Annotated in this window: 16 protein-coding genes; 7 read left to right on the top strand and 9 right to left on the bottom strand. The window is 68.2% G+C overall.

The genetic code is table 11. The features are described from left to right. Positions 1-102: 102 nt before the first annotated feature. Genes FZ938_RS27245 through FZ938_RS27235 form a run of 3 tightly spaced genes read left to right on the top strand, consistent with a single transcriptional unit; the run spans position 103 to position 2,828 of the window. The gene (locus FZ938_RS27245; RefSeq protein ID WP_149201406.1) at positions 103-1,104 is read left to right on the top strand and encodes an ABC transporter substrate-binding protein; all 1,002 of its coding nucleotides are present in this window, start codon (positions 103-105) and stop codon (positions 1,102-1,104) included. Positions 1,105-1,132: 28 nt separating this feature from the next. Then, complete coding sequence (locus tag FZ938_RS27240) at positions 1,133-1,966, top strand: ABC transporter permease (RefSeq protein WP_136702400.1); 834 nt, start codon at positions 1,133-1,135, stop codon at positions 1,964-1,966. Between the two features lie 25 nt (positions 1,967-1,991). Beyond that, a complete protein-coding gene (locus FZ938_RS27235; protein ID WP_149201405.1) occupies positions 1,992-2,828 on the top strand; it encodes an ABC transporter ATP-binding protein in 837 nt (278 codons plus the stop codon). A gap of 145 nt (positions 2,829-2,973) precedes the next feature. Here FZ938_RS27235 and FZ938_RS27225 read toward each other — a convergent pair whose 3' ends face one another. The 3 genes from FZ938_RS27225 to FZ938_RS27215 form a co-directional block, all read right to left on the bottom strand. Then, complete coding sequence (locus tag FZ938_RS27225) at positions 2,974-4,044, bottom strand: ferritin-like domain-containing protein (RefSeq protein WP_149201404.1); 1,071 nt, start codon at positions 4,042-4,044, stop codon at positions 2,974-2,976. Between the two features lie 28 nt (positions 4,045-4,072). Then, positions 4,073-6,085 (bottom strand): hypothetical protein, encoded by a 2,013-nt coding sequence (locus FZ938_RS27220; protein ID WP_149201403.1) that lies wholly within the window; start codon positions 6,083-6,085, stop codon positions 4,073-4,075. Positions 6,086-6,314: 229 nt separating this feature from the next. Further along, positions 6,315-7,229, bottom strand: a complete 915-nt coding sequence (locus FZ938_RS27215) for a LysR family transcriptional regulator (RefSeq protein WP_149201402.1) — start codon at positions 7,227-7,229, stop codon at positions 6,315-6,317. Positions 7,230-7,427: 198 nt separating this feature from the next. Between FZ938_RS27215 and FZ938_RS27210 the strand changes: the two genes are divergently transcribed. Then, entirely contained in the window at positions 7,428-7,889 is a 462-nt protein-coding gene (locus FZ938_RS27210; RefSeq protein WP_149201401.1) for a (2Fe-2S)-binding protein, read from the top strand. Between the two features lie 3 nt (positions 7,890-7,892). Then, positions 7,893-10,163, top strand: coding sequence for a xanthine dehydrogenase family protein molybdopterin-binding subunit (locus tag FZ938_RS27205; RefSeq protein WP_174757423.1), 2,271 nt, complete (start codon positions 7,893-7,895; stop codon positions 10,161-10,163). A gap of 111 nt (positions 10,164-10,274) precedes the next feature. Here the strand turns inward: FZ938_RS27205 and FZ938_RS27200 are convergent, their stop codons facing one another. The 3 genes from FZ938_RS27200 to FZ938_RS27190 form a co-directional block, all read right to left on the bottom strand. Further along, positions 10,275-10,778: a hypothetical protein gene (locus FZ938_RS27200; protein WP_246457991.1), complete on the bottom strand. Its 504-nt coding sequence runs from the start codon at positions 10,776-10,778 to the stop codon at positions 10,275-10,277. Between the two features lie 132 nt (positions 10,779-10,910). Further along, entirely contained in the window at positions 10,911-11,501 is a 591-nt protein-coding gene (locus FZ938_RS27195) for a mismatch-specific DNA-glycosylase (protein ID WP_149201400.1), read from the bottom strand. A 50-nt stretch (positions 11,502-11,551) separates the two neighbouring features. Further along, positions 11,552-13,249 carry a GMC oxidoreductase gene (locus FZ938_RS27190; protein ID WP_149201399.1) on the bottom strand — a complete coding sequence of 566 codons (1,698 nt, stop codon included), beginning with the start codon at positions 13,247-13,249 and terminating at the stop codon, positions 11,552-11,554. A gap of 314 nt (positions 13,250-13,563) precedes the next feature. On the opposite strand from FZ938_RS27190, the gene FZ938_RS27185 reads away from it, so the two are divergent. Further along, a complete protein-coding gene (locus FZ938_RS27185; RefSeq protein WP_149201398.1) occupies positions 13,564-14,517 on the top strand; it encodes a DUF4142 domain-containing protein in 954 nt (317 codons plus the stop codon). A gap of 129 nt (positions 14,518-14,646) precedes the next feature. Then, complete coding sequence (locus tag FZ938_RS27180) at positions 14,647-14,865, top strand: hypothetical protein (RefSeq protein ID WP_149201397.1); 219 nt, start codon at positions 14,647-14,649, stop codon at positions 14,863-14,865. Between the two features lie 80 nt (positions 14,866-14,945). On the opposite strand, the gene FZ938_RS27175 is transcribed toward FZ938_RS27180, so the two are convergent. The 3 genes from FZ938_RS27175 to FZ938_RS27165 all read right to left on the bottom strand — a co-directional run bounded on the left by FZ938_RS27175 (position 14,946) and on the right by FZ938_RS27165 (position 20,740). After that, a complete protein-coding gene (locus FZ938_RS27175) occupies positions 14,946-16,406 on the bottom strand; it encodes a TrkH family potassium uptake protein (protein WP_149201396.1) in 1,461 nt (486 codons plus the stop codon). 73 nt (positions 16,407-16,479) lie between these two features. Continuing rightward, complete coding sequence (gene trkA / locus FZ938_RS27170; RefSeq protein WP_149201395.1) at positions 16,480-17,859, bottom strand: Trk system potassium transporter TrkA; 1,380 nt, start codon at positions 17,857-17,859, stop codon at positions 16,480-16,482. A 145-nt stretch (positions 17,860-18,004) separates the two neighbouring features. Then, entirely contained in the window at positions 18,005-20,740 is a 2,736-nt protein-coding gene (locus FZ938_RS27165; protein ID WP_149201394.1) for a TIGR02302 family protein, read from the bottom strand. Positions 20,741-20,825: the final 85 nt, after the last annotated feature.

Here is a 20,825-nt window from a genome sequence, read left to right as displayed (position 1 = left end):
TTTCAACTGTTTGCGCGGCGAACTGACTATGGCATGCCGCTTGCTCTCTCCCTGGTCAACCGCGGCGACGGGTCGCGGACCAAGCCCCATGGGAGAGACCAGATGCTCAGGAAGAGCCTGCTTGCCGCCACCGCCTTCGCCGCCGCCGCGCTTGCCACCCAGGCCGCCTCGGCCGCCGATCTGGTCCGACTCGGCAACCTGAAATTCGCCCATTACGGTGCCGTTTCCTACATGAAGGAGATCGCCGGCAAGTACGACCTGAAGATCGAAGAGCGGGTCTTCGCCAAGGGCATCGACATCCTGCCGGCCATCGTGGCGGGCGAGATCGACGTCGCCGCCAGCGCCGTCGACGCCGCCATCGCCGGCCGCGCGTCGGGCGTGCCGATCTATGCGGTGGCCGGCTTCGCCAAGGGCGGGGCGCGCATCGTCGCCAAGCCGGACGCCGGCATCAAGAGCATCGCCGACCTGAAGGGCAAGAAGGTCGCCACCCCGCGCGGCGGCGCCCAGGAGCTGATCCTGCTGGCCGAGCTGGCGAAGCATGGGCTGAGCTGGTCCGACCGTCCGGGCAAGGACGTGCAGATCGTCTACATGGCCTACGCCGACATGAATCAGGCCCTGCTCGCCGGCAGCATCGACGCCATGTCGCAGTCCGAACCGCAGTCGAGCCAGGCCATCAACAAGGGCTTCGGCGTCGAGGTGGTCAAGCCCTACGACACCGAGCTGGGCGAGCCGGTGCGCTCGCTGGTCGTCACCGAGGACTTCTACAAGAAGAAGCCGGACGTCGCCCAGCGGCTGGTCCGCTGCTTCGTCGAGGCGACGGCGACCTTCATCGCCAACCCCGATCTGGCCGAGAGCTATGTCCGCGAGAAGATGTTCAAGGGCCAGCTGAGCAGCCAGGACTTCAAGGACGCCATCGGCAACTCGCCCTACAGCTACGACATCTCGGTCCATCACGTGCAGGTCACGACCGACATGATGCAGAAGTTCGGCGTCGGCCGCATGGACAGCCCGCCGAAGGCCGAGGATTGGGTGAAGCTGGACCTGCTGGAGAAGGCGAAGGCCGGCGCAAAGGCGGCTGATGCCGGCACCGTGAAGGCGAACTGAGCCACACCCAGCGGAAGGAGGACGCCCGATGTCCCAAGCCAAGCCCCGTTTCTCGCCCGCCGCCGTCGCGCGCGGCGCCCTGGTTCCGGTCCTCGCCATCGCGCTGTGGCAGGCCCTGTCCAGTTCCGGCCTGATCAACCAAGTGGTTCTGCCGTCGCCCGTCGCGGTGGTGGAGCGCTGGTGGGCCTATCTGCTGCCGACCGAGCCCTATGATCCCGCGCAATCCAGCTGGATCCTGTGGGCGCTGTCGGGCGAGATGCTGTTCGACGCCTGGTCCAGCCTGTACCGCGTGGTGTTGGGCTTCGCCGTCGGCGCCGGGCTGGCCCTTCCGCTGGGTCTCGCCATGGGCGGCAACCCGCGCATCTACGCGCTGTTCGATCCGCTGATGCAGGTGCTGCGGCCGATCCCGCCCATCGCCTACATCCCGCTGTCGATCCTGTGGTTCGGGCTGGGCAACCCGCCGGCAATCTTTCTGATCGCCATCGGCGCCTTCTTCCCGGTGCTGATGAACACCATCGCCGGGGTGCGCCATGTCGACGGCATCTATCTGCGCGCCGCCCGCAATTTGGGCGCCGGCCGGTTGACCATGTTCGTCCGCGTCATCCTGCCGGCCGCCACCCCCTACATCCTGGCCGGCGCCCGGATCGGCATCGGCACCGCCTTCATCGTCGTCATCGTGTCGGAGATGATCGCCGTCAACTCCGGCCTCGGCTTCCGCATCCTGGAAGCGCGCGAGTTCATGTGGTCGGACAAGATCATCGCCGGGATGTTCACCATCGGCCTGCTGGGTCTCGCCATCGACATCGGCATGAACCGCCTGAACAACCACCTGCTGCGCTGGCACCGCGGGCTTGAGAATTGATGGGGAGGAACTGGAGATGATGTCCATGCTGAAGACCGTTGCCGACACCGCGCCCGTTCCCGCCGCCGCGCCCGTGCAGATCCAGGTGCGCGGGGTGGAGAAGACCTTCGCCGTGGGTGCGCAGAAGATCGTCGCCCTGCAGAACATCGACCTCGACATCCGCAAGGGCGAGTTCGTCTGCCTGCTGGGTCCGTCGGGTTGCGGCAAGTCCACGCTGCTGAACGCCGTCGCCGGGTTCCAGCCGCCGACGAAGGGCACCGTCACCGTCGATGGCCGCACCATCACCGAACCCGGTCCCGACCGCGGCATGGTGTTCCAGGAATATGCCCTGTTCCCCTGGATGACGGTGGCGCAGAACGTCGCCTTCGGCCTGGAGATCAAGGGGATGTCCAAGGCCGAGATCGCCGAGCGGGTGGAGTGGCTGCTGCAGAAGCTGCATCTGCAGGATTTCCGCAACCGCTTCCCCAAGGACCTGTCGGGCGGCATGCGCCAGCGCGTCGCCATCGCCCGCGTCCTGGCGCTCGACAGCCCGATCCTGCTGATGGACGAGCCGTTCGGCGCGCTCGACGCCCTGACCCGCCGCACGCTTCAGGACGAGCTGCTGCGCATCTGGGAGGAGGTCGGCAAGACCATCCTGTTCGTCACCCACTCCATCGAGGAGAGCATCTATCTGGCCGACCGCATCATCGTGATGACCTACCGGCCGGGCACCATCAAGCGCGACGTCGCCGTCGACATGCCGCGCCCCCGCGACGGCTCCGCCCCGGAATTCAACCGCCTGAAGCGCGAGCTGTCCCAAATGGTGATGGAGGAACAGCAGCGCTTCAGCCAGGACGAAATCCGGTCGGTGACTGCTGATTGAGGGGGGATCGCAACCCAACCCCTTCTCCCCGCTGGGGAGAAGGTCGGGATGAGGGGGTTCGGCGCGGCCGAAGAGATCCACGCCATGCGACCCCCTCACCCTAACCCTCTCCCCAGGGGGGAGAGGGGACTTCTTCCGCGTCGGATTACACATTCACCGGCGAATACTCGAAGGTCGGCGCCGCGGTGTAATCGGTGCCGGGAAGCGGGATCGCCACCAGCTGGTCGGCGGTCAGCTTCAGTTCGTACATCAGGCCGATGGCGGCGCGCAGCCGTTCCGGCTGGCCGTTGAAGGTGATGTGCAGCGAGGTCAGCAGCGCCGTGTAGGTGGTGTTGAACTGCTGCGACACCGTACGGGCGCGGCTGCCCTCCGGATAGTCCACCGTCTTGGCGTTGGGATAGAGGTTCCAGATCCCGGCCGGGTCGAGGCCGACGGGGGCACCGGAATAGGACCAGCCCAGCGGCTCGTCCCGGTCCTTCACCAGCCGGCGGGCGTAGACGATCTGCGCCAGACGGTAGTAATGGGCCAGCGCCGCCTCGTTGTCCGCCTCGCGCGGTGATTGGGGGGTGCCCTCCCCCTGTTCGACGATCACCTCGATGGCGCGCTGGGCGCTCGCCACGTCGGTGACCGGGAACAGCTGGTCGGGCGGGAACCAGGTGTTGTCCACCACCTGATAGGACGGATTGCCGGTGAAGATCTCCTCCCCCAACTCGCCGATGGCCTTGGAAATCGCCGCGTAGAATTCGCCGATGGTGGCGAAGCCCGGCTCCCGCGCCGCCGCCGCCTTCATCTGGAACATGGCGAGCGCCGGCTGCTTCACCGGAAAGGCCTGCGGCACCTCCGGCTCCTCGATGGTCATGAAGACGTCGTAGACGAGGCCGCGGGTCAGCTTGCCCAGCGAGACGGTCAGCCCTTCATGGATGCCCATCGGCAGCGGGCCGGGATAGACCGGGATGAAGCCCGGCTTGTCGATCACCGGATGGCCGCCGACCGCGTTCAGGACGTTGGCGGCGATGGTCATGTGCAGCATTTCCTGCACCGAAACCGAACCGATGATGGCCGCCGCTTCCCGGTTGGTGCCGGGCTTGATCGAATAGAGGGCGGTCAGATAGGCGGGGAGCGTGGCGTGCTCGAACTCCACCGCGGATTGCAGGGCGTTGCGCAGGACCTGGACGGTGTCGATGCCCTGGGCGAAGTGCGGCTGAAGCTTCAGCATGGCTGATTCCTTCCCTTAGGATCGGGTGTCAGGAGCGCGACGGCGTGGAGACGCGGGCGAAGTTCTTGGCGAAGCGGGTCTTGCCGTCGGCCGCCGTCGGCTGGTCCGGCGTCGCGGTGGCAGCCTTGGCCGGAGCGGCGCCCGACGGGCCGGTGCGCAGGCCGGGGGCGGATGCGCCGCCGCCGGAAGCCGCGGTAAAAGCCTGATGCGCCTTGGCCTGCACCGCCGTCTCGCCACGCTGGACCTTCGCCAGCCAGGCGAGGATGGTCTCGCGCTTGTAGACTGACAGGTCGCGGGTGACCGGCATGTAGTTCGGGTCGGTCTCCGGCAGGGAGAAGGCCAGATGCAGGATGTCGGCGTGGCGGGCGCAGGAGGCTTCGCTGCTGAGATCGACCAGATGCTTGCTCATGATCGGGTACAGGTTGCCGTACTGCGTCATGATCGGCGCGATGTCGTCCCAGGTCGGTTCGGTCGGCACGTCGAAATCGTCGCGGACATGCAGGACGACGTAATCGAAGGTCGAGCGCGCCGTGTTGCTCTGGCCCGGAATGCGGTAGTCGATCAGATAGACCTGCCCGTCGATGTAGCCGCGCGGGTTGCCCGGCGATTGGGTGGAGATCTCCATCCGGGCGACGCCGTCCTCGTCGGCAGTGATGGTGCCGCCGGTGGCCTGAGCGCCGCCGACGGTGAAGGTCACCGCCGATTCGGGCACGCCCATGTCGGGGATCGGCGCGCTCGGCTGGTCGACGCCGAAACCGCCGCCCTGGCCGGGGATGCGGCCCATCTGGGTGATGGCGATGGAAGCGCCGGGCACCGGCTGGCCGTAGCGGGTGGCATAGACCAGCGATTCCGCCCGGCCGGCGCCGTCGATGCGGTGGACCAGCGGCTCGGCGCAGACATAGAGACCGTCCTGCGCTTCGCGGATGGCGACGATGCCATAGCCGAGGTCGAGGTCGGTGCTGCCCGGATTGGTCTCCGACACCGTCACCAGGGCCAGCGGGTTGGTCTTGGACAGGGCGAACTGCTCGTCGGTCAGCTTGGCGGCGAAGACGCCGGCGGTCTTCGCCAGCCAGTCCGGATCGCCATAGGGGATGCGGGCGATGGGCAGGAAGCTGTCCGGCGTGACCGGCGTGTTCTCCGCCATCGAGGCGTCACGCAGGATGCCCAGCGTCAGGGCGCCGATGGGGTTGGGCGTGCCCTTGGAATCGACGATCTGCAGGGCGTTCGAAAGGTCGAGGAAGGCGGTCTGCGACGGCCCGTCGATCTGGCCGGAGAAATAGGTGATGCCGGCCCAGCTGTTGGGGATGTTGTTGGCGGGGATGAAGCGGCGGCCACGGATGAAGGAGGTCGGCTCGCCGTCCAGCTGCGGGCCGATGGTGCCCACCACGGTGCCCAGCGTGAAGCGCGGATCCTTGACGTTGCCGTTGTAGCCGAAGGTCGCCAGCCGGATCGACAGCATGTTGCCGGTGGTGGCGTCGCGCAGCTGCCGCAGGAAGGGGCTGAGCATCGCCTCGTCGGCCCATTCAACATTCTCCAGCACCGACTGGAAGGTGGAGGAGGCGGCGCTGTCGGACTGGGCGTTGATGTTCCGGTTGAACCACAGGTCGCGGAAAGGGTTCGGCTGATAGCGTCCGCCGAAGAAGGCCGGCGTCCTGCCGTCGGTCAGCCGCACGTCCAGCCCCCAGGGGGCGGAGGCCATCTGCCACTGCGGGTCGAGATCGACAAGCTTGCCGCTGGTGCGGTCGGTCGACCCGCCGATCAGCATGCCCAGCGCGGCGTCGGCGCCCGGCGTATCGACGAAGCTGCCGTCGGCGAAGCCCAGCCCCACCACCTTGCAGTCGATCAGGCGGAAGGCGCCGGACCCGGTCGGGTTCCACCAGCCGTTGGCGACGGTGGCGCCGCTCGGCAGCTTTTGTTGGAATTCCTGATAGGAGGACTCGAAGCTTTCACTGTCGTAATGGCGGACGTCGTTGTTCACCGTCGAGACGTCGGCCTGGAAAGTCCCTGAAAAAACGAGGCGCACCGGGTTCAGGAAACTCATGTCGATTCCTTTCCGTGAGGGCGCACGAAGCCGTGGCGGACCGGCCGCGCGGGATCGGGCGTATAAAGAAGCGGCCACGGATGGCGGAACCACCCGCGTGGCAAGAAATTATTGGTATGGATGATGATCTAGCGTTGATAACCTTGCGCGCTCAATGGAAATTCACTCAGGAAACTCTTTTTTTGCGTGCATTTCCGTGTATGCGGGGTTGGACTGGCGCGCGATCGCCCTACAGTTTCGCCGCTTCCTCGGCCATTCGTTGCCGCAACCATCCATGGGAGGGGGAGCCGGTGTTGCGGCGGTGCCAGATCATTGACACCTCGTAGTCGCCGATGTCGAAGGGCAGCGGGCTGATGGCTAGTCCCAGCGCATCGGCGCACAATTGGGCCAGCCGGGCGGGCAGCGAGGTCAGCATCGGCGCCTGGGTCAGGATCATCGGGATCGCCAGGAACTGGGTGGTGGAGGCGGCGACGCGCCGCCTTGTGCCAAGCGCCGCCAACTCGTCGTCGATGAAGCTGGTCAGTCCGCCCCGCAGCGACGGCATCAGGTGCGGATAGCGGGTGTAATCCTCCAGCCCGATGGGCGGGATGACCGGGACCAGCGCCGGGTTGAACAGGCAGACATGGGTTTCCCGGTACAGCACCTGCCGGTCGTGCCAGCGCCGCACCTCCGGCAGATAGCCGATGGCGAGGTCCAGCGTGCCGTCGTCCAGCGCGTTCAGCATGGCATCCGGATCGAGGCTGAGCAGCGAGACCGACACCCGCAGATCGCCCTCCGCCGCGTCGCGCAGGATGCCGGTCAGCAGCACCGCCTGCATCGAATCGGGGGTGGAGATGGTGAAGTTCCGCTCCTCCCGCTGGGGATCGAAATCCTCCTCCGCCGACAGGGCGCGGGTGGCGCCGACCAGCAGGTCGCGCAGCGGTTCCGCCAGACGCTGGGCGCGTGGCGTCGGCTCCATCCTGTTGCCGGTGCGCACGAACAGCGGATCCCCGACCAGCGTGCGCAGCCGGGCCAGCGCGTGGCTGACCGCCGACTGGCTGACGCCCAGCGCCTCGGCCGCACGGGAGACGTTGCGGGTCTCCAGCAGCGCGTCGAACACCTTGATGAGGTTGAGGTCGAGCGCAGGGTTATGAATAGCTTTCATGACGATATGAACCAAAGCCTCCTACTTCATTGTGCACTGGACGGTGTATTCTGTCGAGGCAGAGCTGACCCAGCAGCCGACAATCAAAAAAACAATCCGTAGTCCCAATCCGTAGCCAAGGCCCGCAACCGGGCAGCGGGACCCGTCGCCGTCATGAAAAAGCCGGCGGTTCCGTTCAGGGAGAAAGAGGCAAGAGCCATGGTTCGCATCAACGTCAACGGCGAGGAGCGTCAGGTCGACGTTCCGGAGGACATGCCGCTCCTGTGGGTTCTGCGGGACGAGCTGAACATGACCGGCACCAAGTTCGGTTGCGGCATCGCCCAGTGCGGCGCCTGCACCGTCCATGTCGACGGCACGCCGACCCGCGCCTGCCAGACCCCGGTCAGCATGCTGACGCCGGACAGCAAGATCACCACCATCGAGGGTGTGAAGGGCAAGGCCGCCCAGGCCGTCCAGGCGGCGTGGCAGAAGCTGGACGTCGTCCAGTGCGGCTATTGCCAGTCGGGCCAGATCATGAGCGCCATCGCGCTGCTGACCGACAACCAGAACCCGACCGACCAGGACATCGACGCGGCGATGGACGGCAATGTCTGCCGCTGCGCCACCTATGTCCGCATCCGCGCGGCGATCAAGGATGCCGCCCAGACGATGAGGGCCTGATCCATGCTGCATCATTTGATCCGCCACGCCGCACAAAATGGTTTTGGCGAACACGGGTTTCCGGAGTCCGGTTTCGCTCCCGGTCCGCTGTCGGCCCCTTCGCGCCGCGGCTTCCTGAAGGCCATCGGCGTCGGGGCCGGCGCGCTGGTCATCGGCGCGCATCTGCCGATGCCGGCGCTGGCCGCGGAAGCGGCACCCAAGATCGTCGGCCCGGCCGACCCGCGCCCGCACGCCTTCATCATCGTCGCGCCGGACAACACGGTCACCGTGCTGGCCAAGCATCTGGACAAGGGCCAGGGCATCGTCACCGGCCTTGCCACCATCGCGGCGGAGGAGCTTGACGCCGACTGGTCCCAGGTGCGCGGCGCCTTCGCCCCGGCCGACCAGAAGCTGTACGCCAACCACTTCTTCGGCGTCCAGGGCACCGGCGGCTCCACCGCCGTCGCCAACAGCTGGGACGAGCTGCGCATGGCCGGCGCCGCCGCCCGCGCCATGCTGGTCGCCGCCGCCGCTGCCCGCTGGAAGGTGCCGGCCGGCGAGGTGACGGTGTCGAAGGGTGTCGTTCGCCATGCCGCCAGCAACCGCAGCCTGACCTTCGGCGAGTTGGCGGAGGAGGCGGCGAAGCTGCCGGTGCCGCAGCAGGTCAAGCTGAAGGACAAGAAGGACTATGTGCTGATCGGCAAGCCGGACCTGCACCGTCTGGACCATGTCAGCAAGACCAACGGCACCGCCATCTTCGCCATGGACATCCGACGCCCCGGTCAGGTGACGGCGGTGCTGGCCCGCAGCCCGCGCTTCGGCGGCACGGTGAAGAGCGTCGATGACGCCGCCGCCCGCAAGGTGCCGGGCGTCATCGACGTGGTCAGCCTGCCGGTCGGCGTCGCGGTGATCGCGAAGAACACCTGGGCCGCCATCAAGGGCCGCGAGGCGCTGACGGTCACCTGGGACGACGCCAAGGCCGAGACCCGCGGCACCGACGCCATGCTGGCCGACTACCGCAAGGCGGCGGAAAAGCCGGGTGACGTGGCCGCCGCCAAGGGCGATGCGGAGAAGGCCATCGCCGACGCCAAGGCCAAGGGCGGCCATGTGGTGGAGGGCGAGTTCGTCTTCCCCTACCTCGCCCATGCGCCGATGGAGCCGCTGAACGCCGTGGTGGCGCTGAACCCGGAGGGTGGCTGCACCATCTGGGCCGGGTCGCAGTTCCAGACGGTCGAGCAGATGGTCGCCGCCCACATCCTGGGCTGCAAGCCGGAGCAGGTGAAGATCGAGACCCAGTGGGCCGGCGGCAGCTTCGGCCGGCGCGCCACCCCCAGCGCCGATTACATCGCCGAGGCGGTGATGATCGCCAAGGCCTATCCCAAGGCCCCGGTGCATCTGGTCTGGACGCGCGAGGACGACATCAAGGGCGGCCGTTACCGCCCGCTGGTCCTGCACAAGATCACGGCGGCGGTCGATGCCAAGGGCGATCTGGTCGGCTGGAAGCAACGCATCGTCGGCCAGAGCTTCATGGCCGGCACGCCGTTCGAGGCGGTGATGGTCAAGAACGGCGTCGACGCGACGATGGTCGAGGGCGCGTCGGACATGGCCTATCCGGTGGCGAACCTCGCGGTCGACGCGCACACCGTCGCCTCGCCGGTCACGACGCTGTGGTGGCGCTCGGTCGGGCACACCCACACGGCTTATGCCAAGGAGGTGATGATCGACCGCCTCGCCAAGGCGGCCGGCAAGGACCCGGTGGCCTTCCGCATGGAGATGCTGAGGGATCATCCGCGTCTGGCCGGCGTGCTGAAGCTGGCGGCGGAGAAGGCCGGCTGGGGCCAGCCCCTGCCGCAGGGCAAGGGCCGCGGCGTCGCCGTGCATGAAAGCTTCAACACCTATGTCGCCCATGTCGCCGACGTGTCGGTCGACGCCAAGGGGCAGATCAAGGTGGACCGCGTCGTCGTCGCCGTCGATTGCGGCGAGGTCGTCAACCCCGACATCGTCAAGGCGCAGATGGAGGGCGGCGCCGGCTGGGGCATCGGCCATGCGCTGCGCGACGAGATCACCATGACCGACGGCAAGGTGGATCAGGCCAACTTCGACAGCTATCTGCCGATGCGGATGTCGGACATGCCGGCGGTGGAGGTCCACATCGTGCCGTCGCACGAACGGCCGACCGGCGCCGGCGAACCCGGCGTCCCGACCGTGGCACCGGCGGTGGCGAACGCCGTCTTCTCGGTGACCGGACAGCCCCTCCAGACCCTGCCCTTCAGCCGCGGCGGCATCGTCAGCTGAGACGGGGCGGCTACAGCGTCGTGCGTTTAATATGAAACGTACGACGCTGTAGCTTTATGTTTGGCGATCGGATTCACGCTCCAAATCGATTCCGATTTTACGCGATCCGATCTAAGGCGAGGCCGACTTGGTCTCCGCCGTCAGTTGGCGGGGACCGGTTGGGCCGAGGTCAGTTGCGGGAATCGCCGCCGGCCGGCGGTCGGGCCAGCCCTGGTCGACCAGCAGCCTGACCGCGGGATCGACCCGCATCGGACCGGCGGGGACGGAAGTCTCCGCCGGTTCTTTTTTGCGTGGCGGCTCAAGGCGCAGAAGCCGGGCGAGCCGCAGGGACTGGACGACCGGGAGGGACGGCCGGGGCAGTTGCGGTCCCCAGGGGTCCGCTGCTTCGGTGGCCGTGTCGGTCGCCGTCGTGGTGGTCGTCAGGGCGGGCGTCAGCGCAGTCAGGTAGCAGGCGGCGCCCAGCACCCCGGCCAGCAGCAGGACGGCCAGCCCCAGCACCATCCAATGGCGGCGGCGCAGCCGCCGGGCGACCATATCGGTCTCCGGTGCGGGCAGTGGGTCGTGAGGGGGGCCGTGGCGGTCGGTGGCGGTCATGCGGCGCACAGCATGGCTCAAGGCCGATTCCGCATCCTCGCCTTTCCCGGAGATTCGCCGGGGCAGGGGGATTGCCCCCCGCGGCCCCCCGCTCCCGGCCGGGACTCTCCGTCCGGACAGTTATCTCTACCGACTAGCCAGGAATTGCGGAGGCTACGGACCCGCTCCCTGCCGCCGCCCGATCTCGACCCGGACCTCGCGGAACCAGCGCAGCTTTTCCTCGAAGGGCAGGCGGGCGAGGCCGCTCGGCGAGGGCACCACCACGTCGGCGACGCCGTCGAACAGGCGGCGGTCCTGCACGCCCCAGGGGGCGTCGGGCAGGCCGGTCGCCGCCAGATAGACGCCCTTGCCGGTATAGGCCAGCACCCGCGGCCGGACGAAGGCGACGATCCGCGCCAGCCGTGGCACACCGCCGCGCAGCTCCGCCCGTGACAGCTCCGCTGCGCTGGCGGTGGCGCGGGCAACGAGGTTGGTGGAGCCGAGACCGATGGCCGGCAGGGTGACATCCTCCTCCGGCCGGTAGAGGCGCGGGGTCAGGCCGGCCTCGAACAGCAGGCGCCAGAACTGGTTGCCGCGCCCGGCATAATGATGGCCGAGCGCCCCAGACCGCAGGCCGGGATTGAACCCGACGAACAGGCAGTCCAGCCCCGGCGCCACGATGTCCGGCAGCGGCCCGGCGGGATGCGGCAAGCCTTCAGCAAGCGGGGCCGGCGGCGCGCCCGGAACATCGTCGAACAGGTCCATGGTGAAATCCTCTCCGCGAAGGAGAGGAATATAGGATGCCGCCGCCCCGCTCAAAGCGAGGCGGCGACCGCGGGAGCGGGCGGGCTGTTCCGTTCGTCCTGCAGCAGGGCGAGGACGCGGTCGGTCATCCTGAGGGCGAGCGCGACGATGGTCATGGTCGGGTGGTCCGCCCCCATGGTCGGGAAGACGGAACTGCCGGCGACATAGAGATTGCCCACCCCATGGACGCGGCCATCGGGATCGACCACGCCGTGACGCGGCGACTCATGCATGCGGGTGGTGCCCATATGGTGCCAGCACCAGCCAACATCGGCCATCGTCGCCTCATGGGTCGCCTCGTGCGCAGCATCCGTGTCGACGGAGATCAAACCGCGCCGCAGCAGGTCGTCGCGCAGCAGCCGCTGGGTCTCGGTGGCGCTCCGCCGGTCCTGATCGGTCAGGCGCCAGTCCACCTTCGGCAGGTTGCAGCCGAACGGGTCGGTGGCGTGGTCCAGCGTCACCCGGCTGTCGGGGTTGGGCACCGGCTCCAGCACCGTTTCGAGGGTGAAGCGGCGGGGAAGCCATCCGGGATCGATGGTGCTGTCGAACAGCGCATGGGCGAGCTGCGGCAGGCTGCGCAGGATGCGGGGGCCGGCATTGCGCAGCAGGCTCGCCGCCTCGTCCTCCGACACGCCGAAGCGGCGGCAGCTGTGGCGCGAGGGCAGGAGCCGCAGGTCGCGCATCGCCTTGAAGGCGTCCAGCGCCCCGGAATGGTAGGAGGCGACCAGATAAGTGCGGGAGTTGGGCAGCCCGTGCCGTTCCTGAAGCTCCGCCGTCGGCGACAGGGCCAGCGCGATCGACGGATGCGGCCGGCGCAGCCGCCGCCGGGCGAGGCACAGGCTGACGTCGTAGAGCGTGCGGTGCTGCCCTTGCCGGGTCAGGCGGATCGGCGAGGTCTTGAAGCGCGGATGGTCGGCGAAATAGCGGCCGACCAGATCGTTGCCGTTGCCCAGGCCCGCAGCCTGCACCTTGTTGGACAGCAGCAGGATGCGCGCATTCTCGATCCCGCCGCAACCCAGCACGAACAGCCGGGCGCCGACGGTGAAGCTGGGGCCGGCCAGCGTTCGGACCTGCACCCGTTCCACCGCCGTGGCGGTCGGGTTGGTGTCCAGGCCGGTGACGTTGGCGTTGAGGAAGGCGGTGATGTTGGCCGCCCGCCCGATCTCGGCGCGATAGGCCTCGCCCATGCGGATCGGCGGGCTGAGCTGGGCGACGCGGTTCTCGAAATCGCCGCCGCCTTCGTCGTTTTCCACCGGGATCAGCGCCGTTTTCGGTCCGCCGACCCGTTCCATCCAGAAGTCGTTGTCGTACTGGAAGGGGCCGAGGCCGAGCACGTCGTGGGAGCGCTCGTAATAGGGCATCAGCGTGTCGCGCGGGATCGGCCAACCGCTGCCGGGCATCCAGGGGCGCTCGGCGAAATCGCCCGGCTCCAGCGGACGGGAGAAGCCGCCCCAGCAATTGGTGCTGCCGCCCAGATAGCGGCTGCGCGCGGTGGTCAGCCGTTCATAGGGCAGTCCGACATTGCGGCCGGCATACAGCGCCTGGGAGATGCCGTCGACCTCCAGCCCGCCGCCTTCCAGCAGAACGACGCTCAAGCTGCCGCCCGCCAGTTCGCGCGCGATGGTCAGGCCGGCGGCACCGCCACCGATCACGCACAGATCGCAGTCGATGTGCGTGCCGTTCAGGACATGGCGGGCGTCACGAAGCAAGCAGGCCTCCATACCGGGGTAATAGACCACCCTTCTTGCCCCGGACGCGCGGCCTAGGCCGAGTGCTCATTCGGCTATACCCCCGGCGCGTCCCCCTTGGCCGAATCGGTGCACAGGCGCGGCACCCCGGACGAACCGGACGGGGTGGTCCGGATGGATGGGGGATGGGCGGGTGGGCGGCCGACCAGTCTACGGGGTGGAAGGGAACGACCGCCGCGCTCGACGGTTGAGGTGGCGAAGAAGGGCGCTTCGGCCCGGCCGCGAGGTCGGACTGTCGGCGACCGGAAAACCATGAAATTGCAGGAGCCGCCTCCATGAAACGCCATCATCTTCTCGCGACCGCCGCCCTGGTCCTGTTCGCGGCCCCCGCCCTGTCCCTGGCCCAGACGCCGACGCCGACCGCCAAGGTGACCGAGAAGGGGCAGGTGGCGCAGCAGGACATGACCTTCGCCAACAAGGCGGCGATGAGCGACATGTTCGAAATCCAGGCGGGCAAGCTGGCGCAGGACCAAGCGAAGGACCAGAGCGTCAAGCAGTTCGGCAGCCAGATGGTGTCCGACCACACCAAGACCTCCGACGCCATGAAGGAGATGGCGCAGAAGAAGTCGATGACGCTGCCGACCAAGCTCGATTCCGAACACCAGCAGAAGCTGGACAAGCTGCGCGGCGTGAAGGGCGAGCAGTTCGATTCCGCCTATATGCAGGGCCAGGTCGATGCCCACAAGACCGCCGTTGCCCTGTTCCGTGACGAGGCGAAGAACGGCAAGGACGCCGACCTGAAGCGCTTCGCCGAGCAGACCCTGCCGACGCTGGAACAGCATCTGCGTCACGCCAGCGACCATCGCCCGGCCGTCGCCTCAGCCGGTGCGGCCGGTGCCGCCACCCAGCAGGGAGCCAGCATCGAGAAGATGATGGGCAAGGACGTCTACGGCGAGAACGGCAAGAAGCTGGGCGACGTCGCCGACATCATCCTCGACTCCCAGACCGGCAAGGCCACCCAGGTGATCCTGAATCGCGGCGGCGTGCTGGGCATCGGCGCCAAGCAGGTGGCGCTGGACTACAACCTCCTGCGGGCCGACGGCGACCGCGTCGTCGCCCGTCAGGTGACCGAGGATCAGGTCAAGCAGATGGCGGAGTTCAAGTACGACGACAACACCGTCTCGCTGGGCAAGCGCAACGGCGACCACAACACCGGCAGCACCGGCGGCGACGCGGCCCATGGCACGGCCAACAGCCTGGACAGCACCAAGCCGCGCAACCCGCAGTGAGCCAGCCGCAATGAGCCAGCGGGTCTGACGGTCACGTCCGATTCCGCTTCCAGCCGTCGGCCGCCGGGGACCGTCTTCCCGGCGGCCCCATACAGCCAAACGACACGGCCAACCGACGGAGATAACGCGATGGCGAATGCCAGCAAGAAGCACATGAGCCCGAGTGGACAGGGCAAGGGGACCGGCACCGGCGCCAACACCGACTTGCCCGCCGGCTCGATCGGCGACAACGAAGTGCTGTCGAACCGCGACAAGTCGCGTCATTCCGACGCCCGCGGCCTGGACAGCAAGGCCGTGCAGACCGAACAGATGCAGGACCACGTCGCCAACCACAATCCGGACGAATGATGCCGGCCCGACAGGTGATGCCGGGCACCGGTTGAGGTGTTTCGGGACGGGACCGTGCGAAAGCCGGTCCCGTCGCCGTTTCAGCCCCGCCAAAATTGCGGCATGAACAGCACCAGCACGGTGAACAGCTCCAGCCGGCCCAGCAGCATCGCCAGCGACAGCAGCCATTTGGCGGAATCCGGCAGGGTCGAGAAATTGCCGGCCGGGCCGATCACGTCGCCCAGGCCGGGGCCGACATTGGCCAGCGCGGTCACCGCGGCGCTGGCGCTGGTGATGAAGTCCAGCCCCAGCGCCATCAGCGCGATGGTGGTGACGCTGTAGGTGGTGAAGAACAGCGCGAAGAAGACGATCACCGATCCCAGCACGTCGTCGTCCAGCCGCCGGTTGCCGTACTGGCGCGGGAAGACGCCGCGCGGATAGATCAGGTGGAGGAAATGGGTGCGCAGCACCGTCACCATCACCTCGAACCGGAAGATCTTGATGCCGCCGGCGGTCGATCCGGTGCAGCCGCCGATGAAGGTCAGGCCGAAGAAGACGCCGACCGCCAGATTTCCCCACAGGCTGTAATCGGTGTAGGCGTAGCCGGTGGTGGTGACGACCGAGACCACGTTGAAGGCCACCAGACGCAGCGCGTCGGTGAAGCCGTATCCATGCGTGAGCGTCAGCCAGACGCTGAGCGGCAGGATCACCGCCGTCAGGAAGGTCAGGTAGGTGCGCACCTGGCTGTCGCGCCACAGCGCGTCGCGCTGGCCGGTCAGGGTGCGGACATAAAGGACGAAGGGCAGGCTGCCCGCCAGCATGAACAGCGTCACCAGCCAGTGCAGCACGGGATTCTCGAAATGGCCGATGGAGCTGTCGGAGGTGGAGAAGCCGCCGCTCGACAGGCTGGTCAGCGCATGCACCACCGCCTCGAACGGCGTCATGCCGGCCACCCAGTAGCTGACACCGCAGATCACTGTCAGCCCGGTATAGACGGCGGTGATGGCCTTGGCGATCTGCTGGGCGCGCGGCAGCACCTTCTGCGAGCGGTCGGAGGATTCGGTGCGGAACAGCTGCATTCCGCCGACCCCGAGCGCCGGCAGCACCGCGATGGCGACGCCAATGATGCCGATGCCGCCCAGCCATTGCAGCAGCGCCCGCCACAGCAGGATCCCCTCCGTCGTCTGGTCCAGCCCGACCAGCACGGTCGATCCCGTGGTGGTCAGCCCCGACATCGTCTCGAAGAAGGCGTTGGCGTAGTTCAGCGACAGCTCGGGGAAATGCCCGAACTGGAAGGGCAGGGCCGCGAAGGCCGCGGTGGTCGTCCAGGTCAGCGGTGTCAGCAGGAAGGCCTGCCGCAGCGACAGCCCGCCCTGCAGGCGGCAGCGCGCGGACAAGGCCAGCGCCCCGCCGCAGGCGGCGGTGACGGCGGCGGAATAGAGGAAGATCCGCGAATCCGGATTCCCATAGGCATAGTCGACCGCGGCCGGGATGAGCATCGTCGCGGCGAGCGCCAGCAGTACGATGGCGATGATGAACAGGATCGGCCTGAAATTCGGCATGATGTCTCTGGGTAGCAGAACGGGCGGGCGGGGATAAGGAGCAGCGGAGTCTCGACAGGAGGAGGTTGACCGATCAGAAGAATTCCAGCCCGACCGCGAACAGCTTTTCGACCTTGCGCACCAGATCGGAGGTCGCCATCACGATGACGCGGTCATGCGGTTCGATCACCGTCTGGCCGGTGGGGATGATGACGTCGCCGCCGCGGACCAGCGCGCCGATCATCATGCCGGCCGGCAGGCCGATGGTGCCGATCGGGCCGCTGACGGCGCGCGAGGTCGCCAGCGCCTCCGCCTCCACCACCTCGCCGAAATTGTCGCCGATGGTCTGCACCGCCGCCACCCGGCCGCGCCGGACATGGCGCAGGATCGAGGAGACGGTGACCGCCGCCGGGTTGACGACGACATCCATCCCCAGCCCGGCGACGATCGGCGCGTAGGAGGTCTTGTTCAGCAGCGTGATCGCCCGGCCGCAGCCGGCGCGCTTGGCCAGCAGCGAGGTGAAGACGTTGGTCTCGTCGTCGTTGGTGACGGCGACGATGGTCTCGGCGCGGCCGACCTGCGCCTCCTCCAGGATTTCATGGTCGAGCGCGTCGCCGTTCAGCACCACCGTGCTGGAGCGCAGAGAGCGGGAGATCAGCTCCGCCCGGTCGGCGTTGCCTTCGATCATCTTGATCGAGATGCCGCGCATGTGGCGTTCGACGATCTGCGCCAGATTGAAGCCGACATTGCCGCCGCCGGCGATGACCAGCCGGCGGGCCGGCGCCTCGCTGTGGCCGAACAGGGCGACGACGCGGACGATGTCGGCGGTCCGGCAGACCAGATGCACGTCGTCGCCCAGCCGCAGCTGGTCGTTCCCCTTCGGCACGAAGCCGGTGCCGTCGCGGAAGACCGCCAGCACGGCGGCGCGCAGGTCCGGAAACATCTCGGTCAGGCGGCGCAGCGGTGTGTTCAGCAGGGGCGAGCTGTTGGTGCAGTGGACGCCGATCAGATGCACCTTGGCGTCGGCGAGCGGCACCATCTCGAACGCGCCGGGGGAGCGCAGGCGGCGCGCGATGCTGTGGGCGATCTCCACCTCCGGCGAGATGACGACGCTGATCGGCAGATGGTCGGGCGCGAACAGCTTCGACCATTCCGGCTGGAGATAGGCCTGCTTGCGGATGCGGGCGATGCGCAGCGGGATGTCGAACACCGAATGGGCGACCTGGCAGGCCACCATGTTGACCTCGTCGGAGTGGGTGACGGCGATCAGCATGTCGGCGTCGCGCGCCCCCGCCTGGGCCAGCACGTCGGGGTGCGAGGCGTAGCCGACCATGCCGCGCACGTCGTGGCTCTCGTCCATCCGCTGGGCAAGCTCGGTCGATGTGTCGATGACCGTGATGTCGTTGTCTTCCAGCGCGAGATGCCGCGCGATGCTGGCCCCGACCTGTCCCGCCCCGCAGATGATGACCTTCATACGCCCGCTCTCCCCGGCTTGCCGCCCGCTCCGCCCCCGTTCGGCCGGAATTCGTGAGGAAATGACGGCGGGAGCGGAGCGTTGCAAGTCGGAGCGGCGGGGAAGGCCGGGAAACCGGCCGGAATTGCCGGAGTTCCCGTCGCCGTCAGAACTGTTTCAGCAGCCGGTCGATGTAGTTGCGTTCCTCCTGCGGGCGGCCGTACTGGCCGGACCGGCGGCGGAGTTCGTCCAGGATTTCGCGGGCGCGCTGGAGTTCCGACTGTTCGGGGATCTTCACGTCGTTGGAATCCTGCATGCCGTAGCCCGACGGGCGGCGGCCCAGCGGGTCGCGTCCCCGGCCCTGGCGGGGCATCTGGCCCTGCTGGCCCATCATCGCTTGCCCCTGCTGGCCCATCATCTGCTGGGCCATCTGTTCGGCCATGCCCTGCATGCCCTGCTGCAGCTGTTCCATCGCCTCCGTCTGCGACGGCACCGCGGCGCCGGGAGCGCCCTGCTGCAGCGCCTGGGCGGCGTCGCGCATGGCGCGTTCGGCGCGGCCCAGCGGTTGCGGGATCTCGCCGCCCTGCTGTTCGCCCATGCGGCGCATCAGCTCGCCCAGCTGGCGGCGCAGCGCCTCCTGCTGTTCGGCCTGCTTCTGCAGGGTCGGGCTGCCGGGATTTTGTTGCTGGCCATTCTGGTTGCGGCGCTGGTTTTGCTGGCGGCCGCGGGGCTGTTCGCCCTGCTGCCCCTGCTGCTGATCCATCGACTCCTGCGACTGGCGGAAGCTCTGGTCGAGAAGCTGCTGCTGCTGCTGCGCCAGCTTCTGCAATTGCTGCATCATCTCCCAGGTCTGGTTCTGTTGCTGGGCCTGCTGCTGGTTCATCTGGGCCATGGCGCCGGAGCGCATGTTCTCCAGCATCTGCTGAAGCTGGGACAGCATCTGGCGGGCGGCGTCGCGTGAACCCGTCTGCGCCATCTCGCGCATCTTGTCGAGCATCTGCTGCAGGTCGTTGCGGTCGGTCATCTGGTCGGCCATTTCCGGCGGGACCATCGGGATCTTCTCGCCGCGCTGCAGCGCCTCCATCATCCGCTGTTCCATGGCGTCCATGAACTTGTCGAGCGCCGCCTGCAATTCGTCCATCAGGCGGTTCAGCTCCTCGTCGGAGGCGTTCTTGTCCAGCGCCTCGGACAGGCGCTTCTCGGCGTCGCGCAGGTCCTTCTCCGCCAGCGAGAGGCCGCCATCCTCGATGCGCAGCGCGGTTTCCCACAGAAGCTGCTGCAAGGCCGGGACGCTGTCGGCGCTCTGGTCCAGCATCAGCCGGGCCATGGCGGTGCGCAGCGACAGGAAGGCGACGATGTCGTCGCCGTAGGTGCCGGGGCGCGAGGAAATCTCCGCCAGCGCGCGGGCGACCTCGACCCGCGACTCCTGCGGGTTGCGGGTCAGGACTTTGCGCTGGTTGATGATGGCGCGGGCGACGGGATGGCTGAAGGTCCGTTCCGGCAGAATGATGGCCGCATCCTCCGACCGTCCGGTCTGGCCGGCACCGTCGGTCGCGGTCAGCCGCACCGTCACCGGCATGCCGGCCCAGGGGTGGGCGGTCAGGTCCTGGAAGGCGGTGGCGTGCGCCTCCTTCGGGCGGACGCCGGGCAGCGACAGCGGAAATTCCAGCACCGGACCGGCTTCGGTCTTCGGCGCCTCGGTCTTCGGGACTTCAGTCTTCTGGGCGCCATTCTTCACGGCGCCGGGCGGCGGAACCTCGGGCGCGAGGCGGATTTGCGCCTTCACCTCGGTCAGGCCGTAATCGTCGCGGGCGGCGTAGTCCAGCTTCAGCGCCCCGCGCTCGCCGGCGGCCGGCGGATTGGCATGGGCGATGATGGGGGCGCGGTCGGGAACCACCTCGATCGGCCAGGAGCCCAGCGTGCGCCCGCCCTGGGTGACGGCGATGCGGGTGCCGCCGGTCACCGGCTTCTGCACCTGGAAATTTGTCGAATCAACCGCCTCGAACGCGCTGGTCTGGTCGCCGGCCTCCAGGCTGGGGGTGCCGCCGCCGCCGGTGACGCGGGCGAGCACGAGGCTGCCCTGCGGCACCTTCACCGGCTGGTCGGTGGGGTGGTCGCCGGAGTGGTTGGTGGTCGGGGAACCGGCGGTCTGCTGGCTTGCCGGTTTGGCAGCGGATTTGGCGGCGGAGCCGGATTTCAGGAAGACCGGCGGCAGGCCGGTGTAGTCGGGCGGGTTGATCCACAGGTCGAGCGTCGCCGCCGCCGTGGCGGTGCCGCCGGCGAAATGGGGGGTCAGCGCGGCGGCGATGCGCGGGCGCCAGTCACCCCAGGCGGCGGCGCCGGCGACCACCAGCGTCAGGATCACCAGGGCGCGCAGGGCGTAGCGGTCGTGTGACGGCACCTCGGTGCCCGGCCAGGCGACGCGCAGGCCGCGCATGGCGGCGCGCGTGCGTTCCTGGTGCAGACGCCACAGCGCCTGGGCGGTCGGGTCGTTGCCGGCGGGCCGGTCGCGCAGGGTGTGCAGCGGACGGTGGGCAAGGCCGCTGTCCCGCTCCAGACGGCGGCGGGCCTCATCCTCCGCCGGGGTGCGGAAACGCCGGACCCCGATGACGAGCGACAGCAGGAAGGCGGCGGCGAGCACCAGCAGGGCCAGCCCATGCAGCCAGCCCGGCAACAGGACCAGCAAATTCAGAAGTGCCAGTGCCAGGAAGGCGCCCAGCACCGACAGCGGCGCCCACAGCGCCGGCCCCAGCCGTTCCCACAGCAGCGCCGCGCGCGCCTGGGCAAGGCGGAAGCGCGGTTCGGTCACGCCGTCGCCGGCGCCACGATCATCGGCGGGCCGGTTCGGGGCCGCCCGATTCTGGACCGGTCCGGAGTCGCCGCGTCGCTCGTTCTGCTTCATGCCGCCCCCTCCGCGCCGAAATGCAGCCGGTCCGGCGGTTTGCCTGAGCCGCCGACCGGTCATGCTGCGCGAACCAATCATATAG

Origin of the sequence: Azospirillum oryzae (assembly GCF_008364795.1) — a bacterium.
GTDB lineage: Bacteria > Pseudomonadota > Alphaproteobacteria > Azospirillales > Azospirillaceae > Azospirillum > Azospirillum oryzae.
The sequence above is the reverse complement of the archived record's forward strand: the minus strand, read 5'-3'. Positions and strand labels throughout refer to the sequence as shown.

What these genes read in the sequence shown, in the direction of transcription:
- FZ938_RS27175 (WP_149201396.1), bottom strand. Translation starts at nt 16,406, where the DNA reads ATGCCGAATTTCAGGCCGATCCTGTTCATCATCGCCATCGTACTGCTG.
- FZ938_RS27245 (WP_149201406.1), top strand. Translation starts at nt 103, where the DNA reads ATGCTCAGGAAGAGCCTGCTTGCCGCCACCGCCTTCGCCGCCGCCGCG.
- FZ938_RS27205 (WP_174757423.1), top strand. Translation starts at nt 7,893, where the DNA reads ATGCTGCATCATTTGATCCGCCACGCCGCACAAAATGGTTTTGGCGAA.
- FZ938_RS27240 (WP_136702400.1), top strand. Translation starts at nt 1,133, where the DNA reads ATGTCCCAAGCCAAGCCCCGTTTCTCGCCCGCCGCCGTCGCGCGCGGC.
- FZ938_RS27165 (WP_149201394.1), bottom strand. Translation starts at nt 20,740, where the DNA reads ATGAAGCAGAACGAGCGACGCGGCGACTCCGGACCGGTCCAGAATCGG.
- FZ938_RS27180 (WP_149201397.1), top strand. Translation starts at nt 14,647, where the DNA reads ATGGCGAATGCCAGCAAGAAGCACATGAGCCCGAGTGGACAGGGCAAG.
- FZ938_RS27210 (WP_149201401.1), top strand. Translation starts at nt 7,428, where the DNA reads ATGGTTCGCATCAACGTCAACGGCGAGGAGCGTCAGGTCGACGTTCCG.
- FZ938_RS27220 (WP_149201403.1), bottom strand. Translation starts at nt 6,085, where the DNA reads ATGAGTTTCCTGAACCCGGTGCGCCTCGTTTTTTCAGGGACTTTCCAG.
- FZ938_RS27215 (WP_149201402.1), bottom strand. Translation starts at nt 7,229, where the DNA reads ATGAAAGCTATTCATAACCCTGCGCTCGACCTCAACCTCATCAAGGTG.
- FZ938_RS27225 (WP_149201404.1), bottom strand. Translation starts at nt 4,044, where the DNA reads ATGCTGAAGCTTCAGCCGCACTTCGCCCAGGGCATCGACACCGTCCAG.
- FZ938_RS27235 (WP_149201405.1), top strand. Translation starts at nt 1,992, where the DNA reads ATGCTGAAGACCGTTGCCGACACCGCGCCCGTTCCCGCCGCCGCGCCC.
- trkA (WP_149201395.1), bottom strand. Translation starts at nt 17,859, where the DNA reads ATGAAGGTCATCATCTGCGGGGCGGGACAGGTCGGGGCCAGCATCGCG.
- FZ938_RS27195 (WP_149201400.1), bottom strand. Translation starts at nt 11,501, where the DNA reads ATGGACCTGTTCGACGATGTTCCGGGCGCGCCGCCGGCCCCGCTTGCT.
- FZ938_RS27185 (WP_149201398.1), top strand. Translation starts at nt 13,564, where the DNA reads ATGAAACGCCATCATCTTCTCGCGACCGCCGCCCTGGTCCTGTTCGCG.